This window comes from Streptomyces sp. CA-106110, from assembly GCF_050936285.1.
Classification (GTDB): Bacteria; Actinomycetota; Actinomycetes; order Streptomycetales; family Streptomycetaceae; genus Streptomyces.
In genome coordinates, this window is record NZ_JBNJNB010000001.1 from 9,047,501 (window position 1) to 9,068,886 (window position 21,386).

Below are 21,386 nucleotides of genomic sequence, written 5' to 3' on the forward strand. Positions count from 1 at the left end.
ATGAGCCTGCGAGTTTGCGGTGTGTTGCGAGGTTAACCCGTGTGGGGTAGCCGTAGCGAAAGCGAGTCCGAATAGGGCGTTTGAGTAGCACGCTCAAGACCCGAAGCGGAGTGATCTAGCCATGGGCAGGTTGAAGCGGAGGTAAGACTTCGTGGAGGACCGAACCCACCAGGGTTGAAAACCTGGGGGATGACCTGTGGTTAGGGGTGAAAGGCCAATCAAACTCCGTGATAGCTGGTTCTCCCCGAAATGCATTTAGGTGCAGCGTCGTGTGTTTCTTGCCGGAGGTAGAGCACTGGATAGGCGATGGGCCCTACCGGGTTACTGACCTTAGCCAAACTCCGAATGCCGGTAAGTGAGAGCGCGGCAGTGAGACTGTGGGGGATAAGCTCCATGGTCGAGAGGGAAACAGCCCAGAGCATCGACTAAGGCCCCTAAGCGTACGCTAAGTGGGAAAGGATGTGGAGTCGCACAGACAACCAGGAGGTTGGCTTAGAAGCAGCCACCCTTGAAAGAGTGCGTAATAGCTCACTGGTCTAGTGATTCCGCGCCGACAATGTAGCGGGGCTCAAGCGTACCGCCGAAGTCGTGTCATTCATATATAAGCCCCAACGGGTGTATGGATGGGTAGGGGAGCGTCGTCTGCCGGGTGAAGCGGCACTGGAAGGTAGTCGTGGACGGTTGACGAGTGAGAATGCAGGCATGAGTAGCGATTCACACGTGAGAAACGTGTGCGCCGATTGACTAAGGGTTCCTGGGTCAAGCTGATCTGCCCAGGGTAAGTCGGGACCTAAGGCGAGGCCGACAGGCGTAGTCGATGGATAACCGGTTGATATTCCGGTACCCGCTGTGAAGCGTCAAACATCGAGCATCGTGATGCTAAGGCCGTGAAGCCGTTCCGGACCCTTCGGGGAAAGGAAAGTGGTGGAGCCGCCGAACCAAGCGGTTAGTAGGTGAGTGATGGGGTGACGCAGGAAGGTAGTCCATCCCGGGCGGTGGTTGTCCCGGGGTAAGGGTGTAGGCCGTGCGATAGGTAAATCCGTCGTACATGGGGCTGAGACCTGATGCCGAGCCGATTGTGGTGAAGTGGATGATCCTATGCTGTCGAGAAAAGCCTCTAGCGAGTTTCATGGCGGCCCGTACCCTAAACCGACTCAGGTGGTCAGGTAGAGAATACCGAGGCGTTCGGGTGAACTATGGTTAAGGAATTCGGCAAAATGCCCCCGTAACTTCGGGAGAAGGGGGCCATGCCTGGTGAGAGCACTTGCTGCTTGAGCTGGGGGTGGCCGCAGAGACCAGCGAGAAGCGACTGTTTACTAAAAACACAGGTCCGTGCGAAGCCGTAAGGCGATGTATACGGACTGACGCCTGCCCGGTGCTGGAACGTTAAGGGGACCGGTTAGCTCCATTTCGGTGGGGCGAAGCTGAGAACTTAAGCGCCAGTAAACGGCGGTGGTAACTATAACCATCCTAAGGTAGCGAAATTCCTTGTCGGGTAAGTTCCGACCTGCACGAATGGCGTAACGACTTCTCGACTGTCTCAACCATAGGCCCGGTGAAATTGCACTACGAGTAAAGATGCTCGTTTCGCGCAGCAGGACGGAAAGACCCCGGGACCTTTACTACAGTTTGATATTGGTGTTCGGTTCGGCTTGTGTAGGATAGCTGGGAGACTTTGAAGCAGCCACGCCAGTGGTTGTGGAGTCGTCGTTGAAATACCAGTCTGGTCGTGCTGGATGTCTAACCCGGGTCCGTGATCCGGATCGGGGACAGTGTCTGATGGGTAGTTTAACTGGGGCGGTTGCCTCCTAAAGAGTAACGGAGGCGCCCAAAGGTTCCCTCAGCCTGGTTGGCAATCAGGTGTTGAGTGTAAGTGCACAAGGGAGCTTGACTGTGAGACCGACGGGTCGAGCAGGGACGAAAGTCGGGACTAGTGATCCGGCGGTGGCTTGTGGAAGCGCCGTCGCTCAACGGATAAAAGGTACCCCGGGGATAACAGGCTGATCTTCCCCAAGAGTCCATATCGACGGGATGGTTTGGCACCTCGATGTCGGCTCGTCGCATCCTGGGGCTGGAGTCGGTCCCAAGGGTTGGGCTGTTCGCCCATTAAAGCGGTACGCGAGCTGGGTTTAGAACGTCGTGAGACAGTTCGGTCCCTATCCGCTGTGCGCGTAGGAGTCTTGAGAAGGGCTGTCCCTAGTACGAGAGGACCGGGACGGACGAACCTCTGGTGTGCCAGTTGTTCTGCCAAGGGCATGGCTGGTTGGCTACGTTCGGGAGGGATAACCGCTGAAAGCATCTAAGCGGGAAGCCTGCTTCGAGATGAGGACTCCCACCCACTTGATGGGGTAAGGCTCCCAGTAGACGACTGGGTTGATAGGCCGGATCTGGAAGCACGGTAACGTGTGGAGGTGACCGGTACTAATAGGCCGAGGGCTTGTCCATAGAGGCTCGCGTCCACTGTGTTGGTTCTGAGGCAACGATCCGTTGTCGGTACAGAGCAGAACATCAACTGAAGAGTGTGCTTGTTCGCTCGAAACCATTAGGGTTTCGGTGGCCATAGCGTGAGGGAAACGCCCGGTTACATTTCGAACCCGGAAGCTAAGCCTTACAGCGCCGATGGTACTGCAGGGGGGACCCTGTGGGAGAGTAGGACGCCGCCGAACAATCTTTGGAGGACCCTTGGTCCCAGCGACTCGCTGGGACCAAGGGTCCTTTTTCGTTTTTCCGGAGCGCGCCGGGTACCCGGCTGCGTGAGAATGAGTTTGCAGTACCGAAGACAGGAGTCACCGATGTCCACCAACTCTCCCGACGAGCGTCCTGAGCGCGACCAGCGCCGACGGGACAGTGGTGACCGCGGCGGCTACCGCGGAGGGGCGCGTCGGGGCGACGACCGCGGCGGTTTCGCCCGCCGTGACGACGAGCGCGGCGGCTACGGCCGGCGCGACGACCGCCGTGGAGATGACCGTCGCGGGGACGACCGCGGCGGCTTCCGACGCGACGAGCGCCGGGATGACCGCCAGGACGGTGGCCGAGGCGATCGGGGCGGCTTCCGCCGTGACGACCGTGGTGGCTCTGGGGACCGGGGCGGCTTCCGCCGTGACGACCGTGGTGGCTCTGGGGACCGGGGCGGCTTCCGCCGTGACGACCGTGGTGGCTCCGGCGACCGGGGCGGCTTCCGCCGTGACGACCGTGGTGGCTCCGGCGACCGGGGCGGACGTCCCTCCTTCCGCCGCGACGAACGCCCGGGAGGCCCGCGCCGTGACGACCGCGACCGGGACTTCCGCCGGGACGGTGACCGTCCCGCCCACCGGCGCGACGACGACCGCGGTGGCCGCCGTGACGACGACCGTGGGAGCTACGGCCGCCGTGACGACGACCGGGGTGGCTACGGTCGGCGCGACGACACCCGCACCGGTTACGGCCGACGTGACGACGACCGTGGTGAGCGTCGCGACGACCGTGACCGCGGTTTCCGCCGGGACGACCAGCGCGGCGGCTTTGGCCGGCGCGACGACCGCCGTGGAGACGACCGTCGCGGGGACGACCGCGGCGGCTTCCGGCGTGATGACCGTCGGGACGACCGCCGTGATGACCGTCGTGGAGACGACCACGGTGGCTTCCGGCGCGACGACCGCCGTGACGACCGCGCCGGATACGGCCGCCGTGACGACCGTAGGGACGACCGCCGCGACGACCGTAGGGACGGCGAGCGCACGGGCTACGGTCGGCGCGACGACCGTGGCGGCTACGGAGACCGCGCCGGTCACGGCGACCGTGGCGGCTATGGAGACCGTGCCGGGTACGGCCGTCGTGACGACCGCGGCGGTGAGCGCGGTGGCTTCCGTGGTCGCGACGACCGTGGCGACCGCGGTGCTGGTGCGCGCGGTCCGCGTCGTGATGACCGCGGCGCCCGCCCCGGTGGCTTCCGCGGCCGCGACGACCGTCGTGGTGACGACCGTCGTGGTGCGGGTCCTCGGTTCCGTGAGGAGCGGGACCGCGACCGCGACCGTGAGCCCATCAAGCGGCTGCCGATCCCCGAGGACGTCACCGGCGAGGAGATCGACAAGGACGTACGGCAGGAGCTGCAGAGCCTGCCCAAGACGCTCGCCGAGGACGTCGCCAAGAACCTGGTGATGGTCGCCAGGCTCATCGACGAGGACCCGGAGGGCGCGTACGCGTACTCCAAGGTGGCGCTGCGTCTCGCGTCCCGTGTCGCCGCCGTGCGCGAGGCGGCCGGCTTCGCCGCGTACGCCAACCAGAAGTACGGGGAGGCACTCGGCGAGTTCCGGGCCGCCCGCCGCATGACCGGGAACACCGACCTGTGGCCGGTCATGGCCGACTGCGAGCGCGGTCTCGGGCGGCCCGAGAAGGCGCTCGACATGGCGGGTGCCCCGGAGGTGCACAAGCTCGACAAGGCGGCTCAGGTCGAGATGCGGCTCGTCGCGGCCGGTGCGCGCCGGGACATGGGGCAGCTCGACGCGGCCATCGTGACGCTGCAGAGCCCGGAGCTGGCCTCCAGCGCCGTACAGCCGTGGACGGCGCGGTTGCGCTACGCGTACGCCGACGCGCTCCTCGCGGCCGGTCGGGAGAGCGAGGCCCGCGACTGGTTCGCCAAGGCCGTCGAGGCGGACAAGGACGGCAGCACGGATGCCTCCGACCGGCTCGCCGAACTGGACGGCGTGGAGTTCCTCGACGCGCTCGACGATGAGTCGGACGGCGAGAGCGAAGGCGACCCGCAGCTCTCGGACGCGGCTGCCGGGCAGGACGAGGAGAGCGAGAAGGGCGACTCCGAAGACGACGACGAGCGCTGACCCGACCGGGTGACGGGGCGGGGATCCTCAGCGGATCCCCGCCCCGTCGTCACGCAGGGAGCGGCTTTCAGATCGCGTCGGGTGGCGCCAGGGCCCGGAGCACCAGTCCCGATGCCGGCTTGGGACCGAACGACGTCGACTTGCGCGGCATCGTCACGCCCTGCCTGGCCAGTTCGCGTACGACCTCCTCGCGGACCGGGTGCATCAGCACGGCCGTCCCGCCGTCCCGCTCGGCCTTCTCGACCGTGGCGGCGGTGTCGTGGATGTAGGCGATGTGATCGGGCGAGTCCTCGGGAATGCGCCAGATGTTCTCGAGCAGCGTCGCGTGCAGGACCGTCGCGTCCAGGGTGCGCCAGGCCTCCGGGCGGTCCGCCCGGACCGTACGCGCCAGGACGTCCGGGGAGGGCCGGTCGACCAGGTGGAAGGCGCCGTCGCCCGCCAGCAGGAACGCGTTGCCGGCGCAGGACGCGTCGGCCAGCGCCGCCATGGCCTCGGGCAGTGAGACGTGCAGGTCGCGTACGCGGAACAGGCCCGTGAGGGCGGACAGCGCCTCGGCGACCGGAAGACGGTGCAGCAGGCGGTGGATCGCGCGGACCCGGAGGGGATAGCGGGCGGTGTCCACGAGGAGGACCAGACCGTAGTCCCAGGGGCTGGGGGAGGTGTGCTCCGCGCGTAGACGCAGATACGTCGCCCAGCGGTGGTGCCCGTCGGCGATCAGGGCCTGGTGGTGGGCCAGGTCCATCTGGATCTCGGCGAGGTCGACTGGATCCGTCACCGCCCAGAGGCAGTGGCTGAAACCGTCCTCGGTGGTGGTGCACAACAGTGGCGGGCCCTCGGCGGTGCTCTCGATGACGGCCGCCGCACCGGTTTCCGAGCCCTTGCCGCGGTAGGTCAGCAGCAGCGGTTCGAGGTTGGCGGAGGTCGCGCGCATCAGGGCCGCGCGGTCGGCGATCACATGCGGCATCACGTCCTCGTGGGGCAGGACCACACCGTCCGACGGTTGGGACACGCGCAGGGCCCCGATGATGCCGCGTTGCAGCACACCGCCCCCTCGCTGTTCGTAGACGTAGAGGCCCGGCTCGGCGTCGGCGGTCAGGATCCCCTCGGTGACCCAGCGGCGCATGGTCTCCGCCGCCTGCTTGTTGCGTGCGGCGGGGGTGGAAGCCTGGGGGAGGATCAGCCGGACGATGTTGTGCGGATCGGCCGATTCGAGGTGGAGCAGCCCGTCCGGGCGTACGACGACGTCATACGGCGGGGAGGTGACCGCGGCGAGGCTGCCGACGCGGTCGGGGTCATAGCGCAGGCCCCGGAAAGGGCTCAGTTCAAGGCCCGTGTGCGCCGGTACGTCCCAGGGACCTGCAGTGTTCATTGATGCATCGTAAGTGTGCGGGCGTCGTGCGGGATGATCGGGGGAAACGAGCGAGCGAGGAGCGATGCGTAATGAGCCAGACCGTCAGGACACAGCCGGAGGGCAGTGCGCAGCCCCTGAACGAGGCGTACGACACCGCTCTGCTGGACCTGGACGGCGTGGTGTACGCCGGGGGGAACGCGATTCCGCACGCCGTGGAGTCCCTCGGTACCGCCCGTTCGGGCGGAATGCATCTGGCGTACGTCACGAACAACGCGCTGCGCACACCGGACGCGGTGGCCGCGCACCTCACGGAGTTGGGGATACCGGCGCAGGCGTCCGACGTGATCACCTCGGCGCAGGCGGTCGCCCGGCTGATCAGTGAGCAGGTGCCCGCCAGGTCCCGCGTGCTGGTCGTCGGTGGCGAGGGGCTGCGCGTCGCCCTGCGGGAGCGGGGGCTCACACCCGTGGAGTCGGCCGAGGACGACCCGGTGGCCGTGGTGCAGGGATACGGCGGTCCGGAGCTCCAGTGGGGGCGTTTCGCGGAGGCCTGCTATGCCATCGCGCGCGGTGTGCCGTGGTTCGCGTCCAACACGGATCTGACGATCCCGAGCGCCCGGGGGATCGCGCCGGGCAACGGGGCGGCCGTGGAGGTCGTACGGATCGCGACGGGTGCCGAACCGCAGGTGGCGGGCAAGCCGCTGCCGCCGATGCACCGGGAGACGATCCTGCGGACGGGCGCGCGGCGGCCGCTGGTGGTCGGGGACCGGCTGGACACGGACATCGAGGGCGCGATCAACGGCGGGGTCGACTCATTGCTGGTGCTGACGGGAGTGACGGACGGGACCCGGTTGCTCGCCGCCCTGCCGCAGCACCGGCCGACCTATGTGGATGAGGACCTGAGGGGGCTGCTCACCGGTCAGCCGGACGTCGTGGCGTCGGGTGACGGCTTCCGCTGCGGCGGCTGGACGGCGACGGCGGGCAAGGAGCGGCTCGAACTGGAGGGCGAGGGCGGGACCCTGGACGGGCTGCGGGCGCTGTGCGCGGCGGCCTGGACGGCGGCCGGAACGGGCCCGTGCGAGCTGGACGGCGGGAAGGCGCTGGCGCGACTCGGTCTGTGAGGGGGAGGACGGCCACCCCGTCGAGCCCATAGCGAGGGTAGGCTAACCTAACCTCGTGTTGGTCGACAGTCCTCCCGAATCACGCGCGGAGCTCGCCTCCGCGCCCCCGACTCGGAGGGTGACACGGGCTCTTGGGCTCCTCGTCTCCCTCCTGACCCTGGCGCTCGTCGCGCTGGCGAGCATCGCGATCGGTGCGAAGGGGCTGTCACCGGCCCAGGTCTGGCACGGCCTGTTCCACGACTCGGGGACGTATGCCGACGTCGTGGTGGGCGACCGCCTCGCCCGCACGGCCCTCGGGCTGCTCGCCGGCGCCGCCCTCGGCCTGTCCGGTGCCGTCCTCCAGGCGCTCACCCGCAATCCGCTGGCCGACCCCAGCCTGCTCGGTATCAACGCGGGCGCGTCGGCGGCGGTCGTCACCGCGATCACGTATTTCGGTGTCACGAGCCTGAGCGGCTACGTCTGGTTCGCCTTCCTCGGCGCGGCCGCCGTCGGGGCCCTGGTGTGGTTCCTCGGCGGCAGCCGGGGCGCCACGCCTGTGCGGCTCGCGCTCGCCGGCACCGCGATCAGCGCGGCGCTCTACGGCTACCTCCAGGCCGTGATGATCACGGACGACGCGGCGCTCGGCAAGATGCGCTTCTGGACCGTCGGCTCACTGGCGTCGGCCACCGACTCGACCATCACCCAGGTCCTGCCGTTCCTGCTGGCCGGAACCGTCGTCGCGCTGGCCCTGGCCAGGCCGCTGAACGCCGTGGCGATGGGTGACGACACCGCCCGCGCCCTGGGCGCCGCCCTCGACCGCACCCGCGCCCTGTCCATGGCCGCCGCCACCGTCCTGTGCGGGGCGGCCACCGCGGCCTGCGGGCCGATCGCGTTCGTCGGGCTGATGGTGCCGCACGCCGTGCGGTCCTTCACGGGTCCCGACCTGCGCTGGATCCTGCCGTACGCGGCCGTTCTGTCGCCCGTGCTGCTGCTGGGCGCCGACGTCCTCGGCCGGGTCGTCGCCCGGCCCGCCGAACTCCAGGTGGGCATCGTGACCGCGGTCATCGGCGGCCCGGTCTTCATCTTCCTCGTACGGCGCAGGAGGACGGCGCAGCTGTGAAGACCACCCGTACGTTCCGCACCCCCGGCGGACTCTCCGTGCGCCTGGACGTCCGGGCGTTCACCGTCGTCGTGCTGCTCCTGGTCGCCGCGCTCACCGCGAGTGTCGTACTGATCGGGACGGGCGACTACTCGATCCCGGCGGGGGACGTCCTCAGGGCGCTGGTCGGCGACGGCAACCCGGGGCAGGAGTTCATCGTCACCGAACTGCGTCTGCCGCGCGTGCTCGTCGGGCTGCTGGTCGGCGCCTCGCTCGGTCTCGGCGGTGCGCTCTTCCAGTCCGTCACCCGCAACCCGCTGGGCAGCCCGGACGTGCTCGGTCTCGGGCAGGGCTCGACGGCCGGGGCACTCGTGATGATCGTGCTGTTCTCCGGGAGCGCCACACAGGTCACCGTGGGCGCCCTCGTCGGCGGCCTGGCGACCGGGCTCGCCATCTATCTGCTGGCCTGGAAGCAGGGCGTGCACGGCTATCGGCTGGTCCTGGTCGGCATCGGCGTGTCGGCCGTCGTCACGGCGGTCAACGGCATTCTGCTGACCAAGGCCGACATCGTCGACGCGACCCGCGCGATCGTCTGGATGACCGGCTCTCTCAACGGCCGCGACTGGGACCAGGTGTGGCCGCTGCTCCTGATGTGTGCCGTCCTCGTCCCCCTGGTCCTCGGCAACGCCCGGGGCCTGCGGATGATGGAGATGGGCGACGACGTCTCGTACGCCCTCGGGGTGCGCGTCGAACGCGTACGGCTGCTGCTGATGGTCTCCGCCGTGCTGCTTACTGCTGGCGCCACCGCGGCCGCGGGCCCGGTCGGGTTCGTGGCGCTCACCGCACCGCAGCTCGCGCGCCGGCTCACTCGCTCGCCCGGCCCGAACCTGCTGCCCTCCATGACCATGGGCGCCACCCTGCTCGTCGCGGCCGACTGGGCCTCCCAGCGGGTCTTCGGCGCGGACCAGCTGCCGGTCGGCGTGGTCACCGGAGTGCTCGGCGGCGTCTACCTGCTGTGGCTGCTGGTCAGCGAGCGACGGGCGGGCCGCATATGAGCGCCGCCGGCGGACCCGACACGAACGTCATGAGGAGCACTGTGAACCGCCTCTCCGCGGACAACGTCACCCTTGCCTACGACCAGCGCGTGATCGCCGAGCAGTTGTCCGTGGAGATCCCCGACAACTCCTTCACGGTGATCGTCGGCCCGAACGCCTGCGGCAAGTCCACGCTGCTGCGCGCCCTGTCCAGGATGCTCAAGCCGTCCCAGGGGCGGGTGCTGCTCGACGGGCAGGCCATCCAGTCGCTGCCGGCGAAGAAGGTGGCGCGGACCCTGGGGCTGTTGCCGCAGTCCTCGATCGCGCCTGACGGGATCACCGTCGGCGACCTCGTGGGCCGCGGCCGCTATCCGCACCAGGGACTCCTGCGCCAGTGGTCCGGCGAGGACGAGCGGGTCGTCCAGGAGTCGATGGCGCAGACAGGCGTCGCGGAGCTCGCCGACCGCTATGTCGACGAGCTCTCCGGCGGCCAGCGGCAGCGGGTGTGGATCGCGATGGCGCTCGCCCAGCAGACACCGCTGCTGCTGCTCGACGAGCCGACCACGTATCTCGACATCCAGCATCAGATAGACGTGCTCGACCTGTGCGCGCAGCTGCACGAGGAGCAGGGGCGCACGCTCGTCGCGGTGCTGCACGACCTCAACCACGCCGCCCGGTACGCCACCCATCTGATCGCCCTGCGCGCCGGCAAGGTGATCGCCGAGGGCGCCCCGAACGACATCGTCACTGCCGGGCTGGTGGAGGAGGTCTTCGGGCTGCGCTGCCAGGTCATCGACGATCCGGAGACCGGGACGCCGCTGGTGGTGCCGGCGGCCCGCAAGGCACGCGCCCGTACGACGGCCGAGAAGGCCTCCTGAGGCGTCTGGCGCGGGAGTGGGGCGGGCCTCCGGGCGGCCGGGGCCTACAGAAGCTTTCTGAGGCGGAACACGTCGAGCAGGGCCGCCTCCAGCTTCACCCGGCCCGAGCCCCAGGCCTTGGCGAAGTTCAGCTCGCCGTCGACCATCGCCACCAGGTCGTCGCCGGTCATCGTCAGCCGGATCTGGGCCTTCTCGGGCGGCGGTCCCTGGATCGTGTCGAGCACCTCGATCCGGCCGTTCCTGAGGCGACCGAGGAAGCTGATGTCCAGGTCGGTGATCCGGCAGCTGAGCGAGCGGTCCATGCCGGCGGCCGCCCGGACGTCGCCGTCGGCGCCCGCCAGGTTGTCGGAGAGCTTGTCGAGTGCGCTGCGGCACTCCTCAATGGTCGCCATTGTCAGCGACGGTACCTCAGCGCTTCGAGGTAGCGTCGGGGCATGAGCGACTCAGTGCCCGAGGCCGAGGTCTCCACGGAGGCGGCGGTACCGGATCCGGACGCCCCGGACGGCACCGCATTCGAACCGGAGAACGACCCGGCCGCGCCCGCCCCGCTGAACGTGCCCCGGACCCCCACCGGTGACGCCGACGTCGACGCACAGCTGGAACGGCTGGCGGACGCCGACCACCTCGCCACGGACGGCCATGTGGAGGTGTACGAGGATGTACACAGGGGGCTGCGCGACGCGCTCACCGCGCTCGACGCCCGCCCGGGACCTCCGGCGCCCCCGTCGCCGTACGGACACAGGAGCTGAACCGAACGTGGCAGGAGTCGCACGCCGCCGTCTGGACGCGGAGCTGGTCCGCCGGAAGCTCGCGCGTTCGCGCGAGCACGCCGGCCAGCTGATCGCCGCGGGCCGGGTCACCGTCGGCAAGACCGTCGCCACCAAGTCCGCCACCCAGGTGGAGACCGCGGCGGCCATCGTCGTCGCACAGGACGGCAGCGACCCCGACTACGTGTCCCGGGGCGGCCACAAGCTCGCGGGCGCCCTGGAGGTCTTCGTACCGCAGGGTCTGAAGGTCGGTGGGCGGCGCGCGCTCGACGCAGGTGCGTCCACCGGTGGCTTCACCGACGTCCTGCTGCGCGCGGGCGCCGCCCATGTCGTCGCAGTCGACGTCGGATACGGACAGCTGGCCTGGACTCTGCAGAGCGATGAACGCGTCACCGTCAAGGACCGTACGAACGTACGCGAGTTGACGCTCGAAGCGATCGATGGGGAGCCTGTGGATCTTGTTGTGGGGGATCTGTCCTTCATCCCGCTCGGACTGGTGCTGCCCGCCCTTGTGCGGTGCGCGAAGCCGGACGCCGACCTGGTGATGATGGTCAAGCCCCAGTTCGAGGTGGGCAAGGAACGGCTGGGCAGCGGAGGCGTCGTCCGCAGCCCGCACCTGCGTGCGGAGGCCGTGCGCGGGGTGGCCGAGCGTGCCGCGGAGCTGGGACTCGGCGTCAAGGGTGTGACGGCCAGCCCGTTGCCCGGACCCTCGGGCAACGTCGAGTACTTTCTGTGGCTGCGAGCCGGAGCACCCGCACTGGATCCGGCCGACGTTGACCGTGCAGTGGCGGAGGGGCCGCGTTGACACAGATCCCAGGTCGTACTGTCTTCCTTCTCGCCCACACCGGGCGGCCCGCGGCCATCCGCAGTGCCGAGCTCGTGGTCAAGGGGCTGCTGAGGTGCGGCATCGGCGTGCGCGTCCTGGAGGCCGAGGCGGAGGACCTGCCTCTGTCGGACGAGGTGGAGCTCGTCAAGGAGGCGACTCCCCAGTGCCTGGACGGCTGCGAGCTGCTCATCGTGCTCGGCGGTGACGGCACGCTCCTGCGCGGCGCGGAGTTCGCCCGCGCCTCCGGGGTGCCGATGCTCGGCGTCAACCTCGGCCGGGTCGGCTTCCTCGCCGAGGCCGAGCGCGACGACCTCGACCGGGTCGTCGACCGGGTCGTGATGAAGGCGTACGAGGTCGAGGAGCGCATGACCGTCGACGTCGTCGTGCACAAGAACGGCGACATCGTGCACACCGACTGGGCGCTGAACGAGGCGGCCGTGCAGAAGGTCTCCGCCGAGAAACTCCTGGAGGTCGTCCTGGAGATCGACGGGCGGCCGGTGACCGGGTTCGGCTGCGACGGCATCGTCTGCGCCACGCCCACCGGGTCGACCGCCTACGCCTTCTCCGCGGGCGGGCCCGTGGTGTGGCCGGAGGTGGAGGCGCTGCTGATGGTGCCGATCAGTGCGCACGCGCTGTTCGCCAAGCCGCTGGTGACCTCGCCGAACTCCGTGCTCGCCGTGGAGGTGCAGCCGGACACCCCGCACGGGGTGCTGTGGTGCGACGGGCGCCGGACGGTGGAGCTGCCCGAGGGGGCACGGGTCGAGGTGCGACGGGGAGCGGTTCCGGTGCGGCTGGCCCGGCTGCACCACGCCTCCTTCACGGACCGGCTGGTGGCCAAGTTCGCGCTGCCCGTGTCCGGGTGGCGGGGGGCGCCGCACTAGGGCCTGTTCTGAGTTCTGATCATTGGGCGGGTCGCAGGCTGCGCAGCCAGATGACGGCACCCCGCAGGTGCAGCCCGGCCTCGTAGCTGCGCGGCGTCTCTCTCTCATAGCGCGTGGCCAGCCCCCGCCACTCCTTGATCTTGTTGATGGCGCGTTCGACGGTGTTGCGCTCCTTGTATAGCGCCGCATCGTGGCCGACGGGACGACCGCCGTGCGAGCCCTTCTTCTTGCGGTTTGCCGCCTGGTCTGCCTTCTCCGGGATCACGGCTCGGATCTTGCGCCGGCGCACCCATGAGGGCCGGGCTTGTCAAGAGCAGACTGGAACCTGGCCCGGCATGCTCGGGGCTGGTGCCGGAGGTGGGTGGAGGAGCCCGTGTCTCCTCGGTCGAGGGCTGTCGATGATCCCCGGGGGTAGGTCGGGCGGAGGAGTCTCACACGCACCCATTCGGCTCCGTGCACCGTCGCCGGGCCGGCGCCATGACCCTAGTCCGGGGGCCGGGCTGCTCATTCAGGTAGTCGAGCACGGCGGGGCCGGCTCATGCGCTGACGCGAGCGCACCCGGGGTCGGCAACCTCTCGGAAGGGGAAGTGTGACTGTCATTGGCTCAGCGCTGCCTCCCCGACGGGACGGGTGGCGTGCTGGTCGGCTTCGTACTCGACGAGCAGGTGCCAGGTGCGGGTGAGGAGTTTGCGGGCGATCGCGATCGTGGCGATCTTCTTGCCGCGGCGATGGGCGATCTGCTCGTAGCAGGCGGCGAACTGCGGGGATCGTTTGGCGGTCTGGGCCGCTTCGCTCAGGATCCAGCGCACCCAGGGGTCGCCCTGTTTGGAGATGTGGCCGTAGCGGACGGTGCGGTCCGAGCCGCGGACGGTGGGAGTGAGCCCAGCCCAGGAAGCGAGCTTGCGGGCCGAGGGGAAGCGGCGGATGTCGCCGATCTCAGCCAGCAGGACCAGAGCGGTGAGTGGTCCTACTCCCGGCAGAGTGGTCAGGACCTTCACCCGCGGGTCATTCTTGGCTTCGGCCGTCAGCCGAGCGTCAAGCCGGTCGATGGGAACCTGGACGGCATCGATCAGCTCCAGCAGGTCGGTGATCACTGTGCGGGAGGACGCGGGCAGCGGGAGCTGCTCCAGCCAGCGGCGGCCGGGACCGCTCCAGCAGCTGCGGCTGGTTCCCCGGTCACAGCCGTGATCGGCCAACACGGCATGGATCCGGTTACGCAACAGGGTCCGCAACCGGACCAGTTGGGCCCGATGTCGGAGCACGGCCCGCTGCTGCCGGACCGACGGCGGGCCGATCCAGGCCTCTGGCAACAGATCGGCGCGCAGCAGCTGGGCCAGGGTGGCCGCATCGACCTTGTCGTTCTTCAACCGGGCCGAGGCGATGGCTTTGCACTGCAGCGGATGCACCAGGTGCGGCTCGAAGCCGTGCTCCTGGAGCAGCTCGACCAGCCAGCCCCAGCCGAAGGCGGCCTCGAACGCCACCGGTGTGCCCGTGGGGAGATCCCCGATCACCCCCAGCACCGGCACCCGCCCGTTGGGCACGTTCCTGTTCACGTTGATCCCACCGCCTTGGTCGGCGATGGCGATCTGCGACCTCTTGCGATGCACGTCGATTCCGACGTAGACAGACATCCCGGGCCTCCTTCCCGAGCTCGTATGGACACCCGGAAACAGCATCCACCGGGCTGGCGCGGAAGGGGGCCCGGCCCTCATAGTGTCAGGTAGTTGCGGTTGCGGCGGGAGGAGTACGCCTTGTCCCCGGCCACAGCGTCCGGCCGGGTTCGGGGTCGGCCGACCCGGCCCCGCACCTTGATTTTGTCCACGACCTCGGCGAAGCGGGGGCTGTCGGCGGCCTGGCCGGGCGTGAGCACGAAAGACAAGGGGCGGCAGCGCCGGTCGGCCGAGAGGTGGGTTTTGGTGGTCAGCCCGCCGCGTGAGCGACCGAGGTCCGCGGTGCGCAGTCGCGCCTGGCGGAGGCGGCGTACACGACGACGTTCCTCCCTGGCTCGCGCCTTGCCGGCCTCGGCCGGATCGTCGGCCAGGGCTATCGCGGCGCTTTGCCCGGTTGGTGAATCCCCTTTTCCTCCTCCACCGCCTTCGCTAGTTCGTCCAGCAGTTCCGGATCGACGCGCATCCCGGCCGCGTGGTGGTGCGCGCGGGCCATGGTGGAGTCCACGCTGACCAGCGAGAGATCCACCTGGCCGCGGGCCGCCGCCTCGGCGATCATGCCGTCCATCAGCGCCTGGAACACGCCCGCCTTCGCCCACTGCTCGAAGCGCCCGTACACGGTCGACCAGGAGCCGTAGCGCTCGGGGATATCGCGCCACGGGCTCCCGGTGCGGAACCGCCACATGACCGCGTTGAACTGCCGTCGCACCGCCTCCGGGTCGTACGGCCCGCGCCCGCCTACCGGCAGGAACGGCTCGACCAGGGCCCACTCATCGTCCGCCAGATCGCCTCGTGCCACGGCCAGTTGTCTACACCGAAGCGGAGGCACGGCGCAGCCGCTCAGCCGAACTGTGATCGAAACTCAGAACAGGCCCTAGGGGCCGCCGGGGGCGCGGTACCTCGCGGGGGTGATATGCGCCGCTCGGTGCCGTTCCGCCACCTGCGCCTTCGCGCGAGCGGGCCGGGGGCCGTCGCACATCCCCCGGCCGACCTCGTAAGGTCTTCTCCGTGTTGGAGGAGATGCGGATACGGTCGCTCGGAGTCATCGACGACGCGGTCGTCGAGCTGTCACCCGGCTTCACCGCCGTGACCGGTGAGACGGGTGCGGGCAAGACCATGGTCGTCACCAGCCTGGCCCTGCTGCTCGGCGGACGCGCCGACCCGGCGCTCGTACGGATCGGGGCCAAGAACGCGGTCGTGGAGGGGCGGATCACCGTGCCCGAGGGCGCCACCGCGGCCGTACGCGCCGAGGAGGCCGGGGCCGAGCTGGACGACGGGGCGCTGCTGATCAGTCGTACCGTTTCCGCCGAGGGCCGCTCCCGTGCGCACCTGGGCGGACGTTCCGTGCCCGTCGGCGTGCTCGCGGAGCTGGCCGACGAACTGGTCGCCGTCCACGGGCAGACCGACCAGCAGGGACTGCTGAAACTCTCGCGGCAGCGGCAGGCACTCGACCGGTACGCCGGTGACGCGGTCGCGGTGCCGCTCACCAAGTACGGCGAGGCCTACCGGCGGCTGCGGGCCGTCTCCACCGAACTGGAGGAGATCACCACCCGCGCCCGTGAGCGGGCCCAGGAAGCCGACATGCTGCGCTTCGGGCTCGAGGAGATCGCGGCCGTGGAGCCCCGGGCCGGCGAGGACGTGGAGCTGGCCGAGGAGGCGGAGCGGCTCGGGCACGCGGAGGCGCTCGCCTCCGCCGCGACGGTCGCGCACGCCGCGCTGGCGGGCAATCCGGAGGACCCCGAGGGCGTCGACGCCTCCACGCTGGTGGCCGGTGCGCACCGGGCCCTGGAAGCGGTGCGGTCGCACGACCCGGCGCTGGCGGGGCTCGCCGAACGGATCGGGGAGATCGGGATCCTGCTCGGTGATGTGGCCGGTGAGCTGGCCGGGTACGCCGACGACCTGGACGCGGATCCGCTGCGGCTGGCCGCCGTCGAGGAACGGCGGGCCGCGCTGAACGCACTGACCCGGAAGTACGGCGAGGACGTGGGCGCCGTCCTCGCATGGGCCGAGCAGAGCGCCGCACGGCTGACCGAACTCGACGGCGACGACGAGCGGATCGAGGAGCTGACCGCCGAGCGGGACGGGCTGCGCACCGAGCTGGGCGCGCTCGCCCAGGCGCTGACCGACGCGCGGACGGAGGCCGCCGAGCGGTTCGCCGCCGCCGTCACCGCGGAGCTGGCCTCGCTCGCCATGCCGCACGCGCGAGTGTCGTTCGAGCTCCGGCAGACGGACGACCCGGACGGTGTCGAGGTCGGCGGGCGTACGGTCGCCTACGGGCCGTCGGGCGTCGACGAGGTCGAGCTGCTGCTCGCACCCCACCCCGGCGCGCCGCCGCGGCCCATCGCCAAGGGCGCCTCGGGCGGCGAGCTGTCCCGCGTGATGCTCGCCGTGGAGGTCGTCTTCGCGGGGACGGACCCCGTGCCCACGTACCTCTTCGACGAGGTCGACGCGGGCGTCGGCGGAAAGGCGGCCGTCGAGATCGGGCGGCGCCTGGCCCGGCTCGCGAAGAGCGCGCAGGTCGTGGTCGTCACCCACCTGCCGCAGGTGGCGGCCTTCGCGGACCGGCAGCTGCTGGTGGAGAAGACGAACGACGGATCGGTGACCCGCTCGGGCGTGAAGGTTCTGCAGGGCGAGGAGCGTATCCGCGAACTGTCGCGGATGCTGGCCGGCCAGGAGGACTCGGAGACGGCCCGGGCGCATGCCGAGGAACTGCTGGCGACGGCGCGGGCCGACGGGTAGCGGCCGCCCGCACCGGACGGCTCTCGTAGGGTGACGGGATGATCACGCGCATCCCCAGGATCGTCTCGTTCGGACTCACCGCGGCCGTCACCCGCGCCGCGACCGCCGTCCTGCGCACAAGGGCTCCGGGCGGGCGTCACCGCTGGGAGCGCACGAACCACGCGGGCCGGACCGTCGGGCTGTACCCGGGTCCCGCGCTGGCCGCTGCGGCAGCGCTCGGTGCGTGGCGCGTCCACCCCGCGGCCGGGGCGGCGGTGCTCGCCGCCGGAGCGTGCGGTGCCTGCGACGACGTGGCTGGTGCCGGTGACCCGCGACGCGGATTCCGGGCCCACCTCTCGGCTCTCTGGGAAGGCGAGATCACCAGCGGTGCCGTGAAGCTGTTCGGTATCTCCGCCGCCGCGCTGGCCACCGGAGCAGCGCTCAAGGAGCGGCCCGTGGACAAGGTGCTCGCGGGTGTGGTGATCGCGGGGGCCGCGCACTTCGTGAACCTCATGGACGTACGCCCCGGGCGTGCCGCCGGTGCCGTCCTCGCGCTCGGCGCTCCGGGTCTGCTGCGCGGCGGCCCGGCCGGGGAACTGGCCGCCACCGCGACCGGCGCCGCGGCCGCCGTCCTCCCCGAGGATCTCGGCGCACGCGCGATGATCGGTGACACGGGCGCGCACGCCCTCGGGGCGGCGCTCGGCACCGCCGTCGCCGCCGCATGGGGGTCGCCGCGCCCGGGGGCGACCGGGAGCGGGGGAGGAGCCGGGAGCGGGGGAGGAGCCGGGAGCGGGAAAGGCCGGGCCGGACTCGTCGTCCACGCGGCGGCCCTGGTGGCCGCGGCCGTGTACGGGGAGAAGGTGAGCGATGCGGCGAGGTCGTGGCGCGTCGGAGCTCCCGGCAAGCCCTGCCGTGAGCGACGCCGGCGCCCGACTCCCTCACCCATGTGAGTGACCACACCGGTGTCCCGCGGACCGGCCCGCGGTTGTCGCACGCACCCGCCGGTGCACCAGGAGGCCCGCGCCCTGGCATGCTTGGGTCATCCGCGGAGCACCTCGCGCGGTCCACCCTCATCGCGCGATCCTTCTGTACGTTTCTTCGTGACCGTCCGATGCCGAACCAGGAGCCCCGGCCACGTGAGCCTTGCGAGCAGCCACTCACCGCACGGCCGGTCGCCGCTGCGCACCGTGCAGGTGCTCGGCGGAGGCAGCGCGGGCAGCAGCGCGCATGTGCGCATGCTGACCTCGGGTCTGGTCGCACGGGGCGTGCGCGTGAGCGTGTGCGCTCCCGTCGAGGCCGAACGCACCTATGACTTCACCGGCGTGGGCGGCCGGCACATCCCCGTTCCCCGCAGCACGGACCCCAGCGCCCTCGCCGCGCTCCGTATCGCCTGTGCGGACGCCGACCTGGTGCACGCGCACGGGCTGCACGCGGGTCTGCGCGCCGCGCTCGCGCTGAGCGGGCGGCGCATCCCGCTGGTCGTCACCTGGCACACACAGGCGCACGCCGAGGGCGCGCGCGCTCATCTCCAGCGCCTTCTCGAACGGCGCGTGGCCAGGGCCGCCTCCCTCGTCCTCGGCACTTCCTCCGACCTCGTCGACCGGGCCCGCCGCCGCGGCGCGCGGGACGCACGGCTCGCCGCGGTCGCTCTGCCCGCACCCCGCAAACCCGTCGAGTACGACGACCCCGACCGGCCGCACCCCAAGATCCGCGCCGAACTCGGCGCCACGGACCGCCCGTTGCTCATGGCCGTCGGGTCCCTGGACCGGCACCGCGGGTACGACATGCTGCTCGACGCCTCGCGCGGCTGGCTCCGGCTCGACCCGGTGCCCCTGGTCGTCATCGCCGGGGAGGGGCCGCTGCGCGGTGTGCTCCAGCGCCGCATCGACAGCGAGGGACTGCCAGTGCGGCTGCTCGGCCGGCGTGAGGACGCCGGGGAACTGCTGGCCGCCGCCGACCTCGCACTGCTGACGAGCAGTTGGGAGTCCCGGTCCGTTCTCGCCCAGGAGGCCCTGCACGCCCGGGTGCCGCTGGTCGCCACGGATGTCGGCGGCATCCGCGAACTGGTCGGCGACGCGGCCGAACTTGTGCCGTACGGGAACGCGGGGGCGCTCGCCACCGCCGTCGTACGGGTCCTCGGTGATCCGGCGCGGCGCGAGCTGCTGAAGGAGCAGGGCACCCGGCAGGCCGCCGGCTGGCCGACCGAGGATGAGACAGTGGCACAAGTCCTCAGCGTCTACGATGAGTTGACGCAGATCGTGCCCTACGCGTAGACGCGCCGAGGTTTCTCCCGGAGGGCGACCACCGCGAGCGGCACGCGGGGCAACGAGGCGCCTCTCGACGAACGACCGTGACCAGCGCGTTCGCTGCGTGATCCGGACAACTGCCGCAGGTCGATGCCCGGGAGCCGCAGACCGGTCATTCCGAGATCATCCGCCGTCCACCAAGCCGGATCAGGGTCTGAACGCTTCCAGCGCATTCATCGTGCACCCTTCACCGACCTTGCTGAGGACAACATGTGCCTTGACGGACACTGCGAGCACAACGCGGAACCCTTCGAACCCGACGCCGCGGGTGCCGACAACGCGGGCGCCGGAATGGGGCGGCGACGGCTGCTCACCGCGGGGATGGCCGGTGCCGCCGCGCTGACCCTCGCCCCGGTCTCCTTCGCGCACGCGGCCGATGGCACCTCCGGTGGCACTGCCCCGACCAGCGGCGACGAGACCCGCGTCATCACCGGGTTCCTGGAGACCGGAGTCGCGGACTTCGTCTACCTCCCCGTCGAGGTCCCCAAGGGCGTGCAGAAGATCGCCGTGTCGTACTCCTACGACAAGCCGGCCGTCGCCTCCGGCACCCCGGGCAACTCCTGCGACGTCGGTGTGTTCGACGAGCGGGGGATCGCGCTCGGCGGTCGTGGCTTCCGCGGCTGGTCCGGTGGTTTCCGCACCTCGTTCGAGATCAGCAACAGCGACGCCACCCCCGGCTACCTGCCCGGCCCCGTCAACGCCGGAACCTGGCACATCGTGCTCGGCCCGTACCAGGTGGCGCCGCAGGGCATGAACTACCGCGTCCAGGTGACGCTGACCTACGGCGAGCCCGGGCCCGCCTTCGTGACGAAGTACCCGCCGCAGCGGGCCAAGGGCCGTGGCCGTGACTGGTACCGCGGCGACTGCCACCTGCACACGGTCTACTCCGACGGCAAGCGCCTGCCGAGCGAGGTCGCTGCCGGTGCGCGTGCCGCCGGGCTGGACTTCATGGTCTCCACCGACCACAACACGTCCTCCTCGCACGCGGTGTGGGGCGAGTACGCCAGACCGGACCTGCTGATCATGACCGGTGAGGAGGTCACCACCCGCAACGGTCACTGGCTGGCCCTCGGCCTTCCGGCGGGCGAGTGGATCGACTGGCGCTACCGCTCGCGCGACGACGCGTTCGGCCGCTTCTCACGACAGGTGCACCGCGCCGGCGGCCTTGTGGTTCCCGCACACATGTACTGCGCGTACGTGGCCTGCCAGTGGAAGTTCGGCTTCGACGACGCCGACGCCACCGAGGTGTGGACCGGACCGTGGACCTACGACGACGAGCACGCGGTCAGCACCTGGGACCAGAAGCTCGGTGAGGCGGTCCGCACCGGCAAGCGCTGGCTCCCGGCCATGGGCAACAGCGACGCGCACAGCGACCCGCAGGTCATCGGTCTCCCGCACAACGTTGTCTTCGCCGACGACCTGGCCACCGACCCCATCACGGACGGTATCCGCGCGGGCCGTAGCTGGATCGCGGAGTCGTCCTCGGTCAAGCTGACCTTCACCGCCAGCGGCCACGGCAAGCAGGCCGGCATCGGCGAGAAGCTGGAGGTTCCCGCCGAGGCGCCGGTGGACGTCCGCCTCGACGTGCAGGGCGTGCCCCACGGCACGGTCCGGTTCATCACCGACGAGGGCCAGATGCACCAGGAGTCGGTGGGCGCCGCCGGTTCCGGCACGGTCGTGTGGCGGACGACGGCCTCGCTCGCGGCGTACGTACGCGCCGAGGTGCGTCACCCGATGGCGGACGGCAGCCCGGGTCAGGGCAACACCATGGGCGACGCCCTGCTGTTCGGCCCCATGGCCGCGCTGACCAACCCCATCTTCCTGAACACGACGTCGCGAGGCTGACGTTCGGCTGTAGTTACTGGGCGCGGCGGGGCTCGCCCCTCGCCGCGCCCGGCCGGCGGCACGTCGGAGCCGACGTGAGGCGTCACTTCGGCGTGCTGCCGGC

Annotated in this window: 16 protein-coding genes, 2 rRNA genes and 2 pseudogenes (1 of these 20 cut by a window edge); 14 read left to right on the forward strand and 6 right to left on the reverse strand. The window is 70.3% G+C overall.

Annotated features, from left to right (window positions below; all coding sequences use genetic code 11):
• Together ACQEXA_RS41700 and rrf are read left to right on the forward strand one after the other, a co-directional pair.
• Window positions 1-2,445: ribosomal RNA gene (locus ACQEXA_RS41700) — 23S ribosomal RNA — on the forward strand (it extends 656 nt beyond the left edge of the window).
• A gap of 104 nt (window positions 2,446-2,549) precedes the next feature.
• Window positions 2,550-2,666 (forward strand): 5S ribosomal RNA (rrf, locus tag ACQEXA_RS41705).
• A gap of 120 nt (window positions 2,667-2,786) precedes the next feature.
• Here the strand turns inward: rrf and ACQEXA_RS41710 are convergent.
• Window positions 2,787-3,770, reverse strand: coding sequence for a hypothetical protein (locus ACQEXA_RS41710; protein WP_433134838.1), 984 nt, complete (start codon window positions 3,768-3,770; stop codon window positions 2,787-2,789).
• A gap of 258 nt (window positions 3,771-4,028) precedes the next feature.
• Here ACQEXA_RS41710 and ACQEXA_RS41715 point away from each other — a divergent pair, with 258 nt between their 5' ends.
• A complete protein-coding gene (locus ACQEXA_RS41715) occupies window positions 4,029-4,814 on the forward strand; it encodes a hypothetical protein (RefSeq protein WP_432939046.1) in 786 nt (261 codons plus the stop codon).
• A 67-nt stretch (window positions 4,815-4,881) separates the two neighbouring features.
• Here ACQEXA_RS41715 and ACQEXA_RS41720 read toward each other — a convergent pair whose 3' ends face one another.
• Complete coding sequence (locus tag ACQEXA_RS41720; RefSeq protein ID WP_432926145.1) at window positions 4,882-6,183, reverse strand: DUF1015 domain-containing protein; 1,302 nt, start codon at window positions 6,181-6,183, stop codon at window positions 4,882-4,884.
• A gap of 71 nt (window positions 6,184-6,254) precedes the next feature.
• Here ACQEXA_RS41720 and ACQEXA_RS41725 point away from each other — a divergent pair, with 71 nt between their 5' ends.
• The 4 genes from ACQEXA_RS41725 to ACQEXA_RS41740 are packed head-to-tail and all read left to right on the forward strand — an operon-like array spanning window position 6,255 to window position 10,273.
• A complete protein-coding gene (locus ACQEXA_RS41725) occupies window positions 6,255-7,283 on the forward strand; it encodes an HAD hydrolase-like protein (RefSeq protein ID WP_433132669.1) in 1,029 nt (342 codons plus the stop codon).
• 55 nt (window positions 7,284-7,338) lie between these two features.
• The gene (locus ACQEXA_RS41730; RefSeq protein WP_432926142.1) at window positions 7,339-8,382 is read left to right on the forward strand and encodes a FecCD family ABC transporter permease; all 1,044 of its coding nucleotides are present in this window, start codon (window positions 7,339-7,341) and stop codon (window positions 8,380-8,382) included.
• The gene (locus ACQEXA_RS41735) at window positions 8,379-9,416 is read left to right on the forward strand and encodes a FecCD family ABC transporter permease (protein ID WP_432926140.1); all 1,038 of its coding nucleotides are present in this window, start codon (window positions 8,379-8,381) and stop codon (window positions 9,414-9,416) included. Before ACQEXA_RS41730 ends, ACQEXA_RS41735 begins: the two co-directional genes overlap by 4 nt.
• Window positions 9,413-10,273 carry an ABC transporter ATP-binding protein gene (locus tag ACQEXA_RS41740; RefSeq protein WP_359391632.1) on the forward strand — a complete coding sequence of 287 codons (861 nt, stop codon included), beginning with the start codon at window positions 9,413-9,415 and terminating at the stop codon, window positions 10,271-10,273. The genes ACQEXA_RS41735 and ACQEXA_RS41740 overlap by 4 nt, the downstream gene beginning before the upstream one ends.
• Before the next feature lie 44 nt (window positions 10,274-10,317).
• Here the strand turns inward: ACQEXA_RS41740 and ACQEXA_RS41745 are convergent, their stop codons facing one another.
• Window positions 10,318-10,665, reverse strand: coding sequence for an alkyl sulfatase C-terminal domain-containing protein (locus ACQEXA_RS41745; RefSeq protein ID WP_432926138.1), 348 nt, complete (start codon window positions 10,663-10,665; stop codon window positions 10,318-10,320).
• 42 nt (window positions 10,666-10,707) lie between these two features.
• On the opposite strand from ACQEXA_RS41745, the gene ACQEXA_RS41750 reads away from it, so the two are divergent.
• Genes ACQEXA_RS41750 through ACQEXA_RS41760 form a run of 3 tightly spaced genes read left to right on the forward strand, consistent with a single transcriptional unit; the run spans window position 10,708 to window position 12,747 of the window.
• Window positions 10,708-11,022, forward strand: a complete 315-nt coding sequence (locus ACQEXA_RS41750; protein ID WP_432926136.1) for a hypothetical protein — start codon at window positions 10,708-10,710, stop codon at window positions 11,020-11,022.
• Between the two features lie 7 nt (window positions 11,023-11,029).
• On the forward strand, window positions 11,030-11,845 hold the full coding sequence (locus tag ACQEXA_RS41755) for a TlyA family RNA methyltransferase (protein ID WP_359391635.1): 816 nt from the start codon (window positions 11,030-11,032) through the stop codon (window positions 11,843-11,845).
• Window positions 11,842-12,747 carry an NAD kinase gene (locus ACQEXA_RS41760; protein WP_359391636.1) on the forward strand — a complete coding sequence of 302 codons (906 nt, stop codon included), beginning with the start codon at window positions 11,842-11,844 and terminating at the stop codon, window positions 12,745-12,747. Before ACQEXA_RS41755 ends, ACQEXA_RS41760 begins: the two co-directional genes overlap by 4 nt.
• A 19-nt stretch (window positions 12,748-12,766) precedes the next feature.
• Here the strand turns inward: ACQEXA_RS41760 and ACQEXA_RS41765 are convergent.
• From ACQEXA_RS41765 to ACQEXA_RS41775, 3 genes and pseudogenes are all read right to left on the reverse strand, one after another.
• A pseudogene (locus ACQEXA_RS41765) lies at window positions 12,767-13,042 on the reverse strand (IS5/IS1182 family transposase); the annotation flags it as partial.
• A 301-nt stretch (window positions 13,043-13,343) separates the two neighbouring features.
• Window positions 13,344-14,378, reverse strand: a complete 1,035-nt coding sequence (locus tag ACQEXA_RS41770; RefSeq protein WP_432920626.1) for an IS110 family transposase — start codon at window positions 14,376-14,378, stop codon at window positions 13,344-13,346.
• A gap of 86 nt (window positions 14,379-14,464) precedes the next feature.
• Window positions 14,465-15,243 (reverse strand): annotated as a pseudogene (locus ACQEXA_RS41775) (IS5 family transposase); the annotation flags it as partial.
• Window positions 15,244-15,434: 191 nt separating this feature from the next.
• Between ACQEXA_RS41775 and recN the strand changes: the two are divergent.
• The 4 genes from recN (at window position 15,435) to ACQEXA_RS41795 (ending at window position 21,283) form a co-directional block, all read left to right on the forward strand.
• Window positions 15,435-17,153: a DNA repair protein RecN gene (recN, locus tag ACQEXA_RS41780; RefSeq protein WP_359391756.1), complete on the forward strand. Its 1,719-nt coding sequence runs from the start codon at window positions 15,435-15,437 to the stop codon at window positions 17,151-17,153.
• Between the two features lie 38 nt (window positions 17,154-17,191).
• The gene (locus ACQEXA_RS41785) at window positions 17,192-18,082 is read left to right on the forward strand and encodes a hypothetical protein (protein ID WP_432926133.1); all 891 of its coding nucleotides are present in this window, start codon (window positions 17,192-17,194) and stop codon (window positions 18,080-18,082) included.
• A 186-nt stretch (window positions 18,083-18,268) separates the two neighbouring features.
• Complete coding sequence (locus ACQEXA_RS41790) at window positions 18,269-19,405, forward strand: glycosyltransferase family 4 protein (protein ID WP_432926131.1); 1,137 nt, start codon at window positions 18,269-18,271, stop codon at window positions 19,403-19,405.
• Window positions 19,406-19,729: 324 nt separating this feature from the next.
• A complete protein-coding gene (locus ACQEXA_RS41795) occupies window positions 19,730-21,283 on the forward strand; it encodes a CehA/McbA family metallohydrolase (RefSeq protein ID WP_432939041.1) in 1,554 nt (517 codons plus the stop codon).
• The last annotated feature ends 103 nt before the right edge of the window (window positions 21,284-21,386 follow it).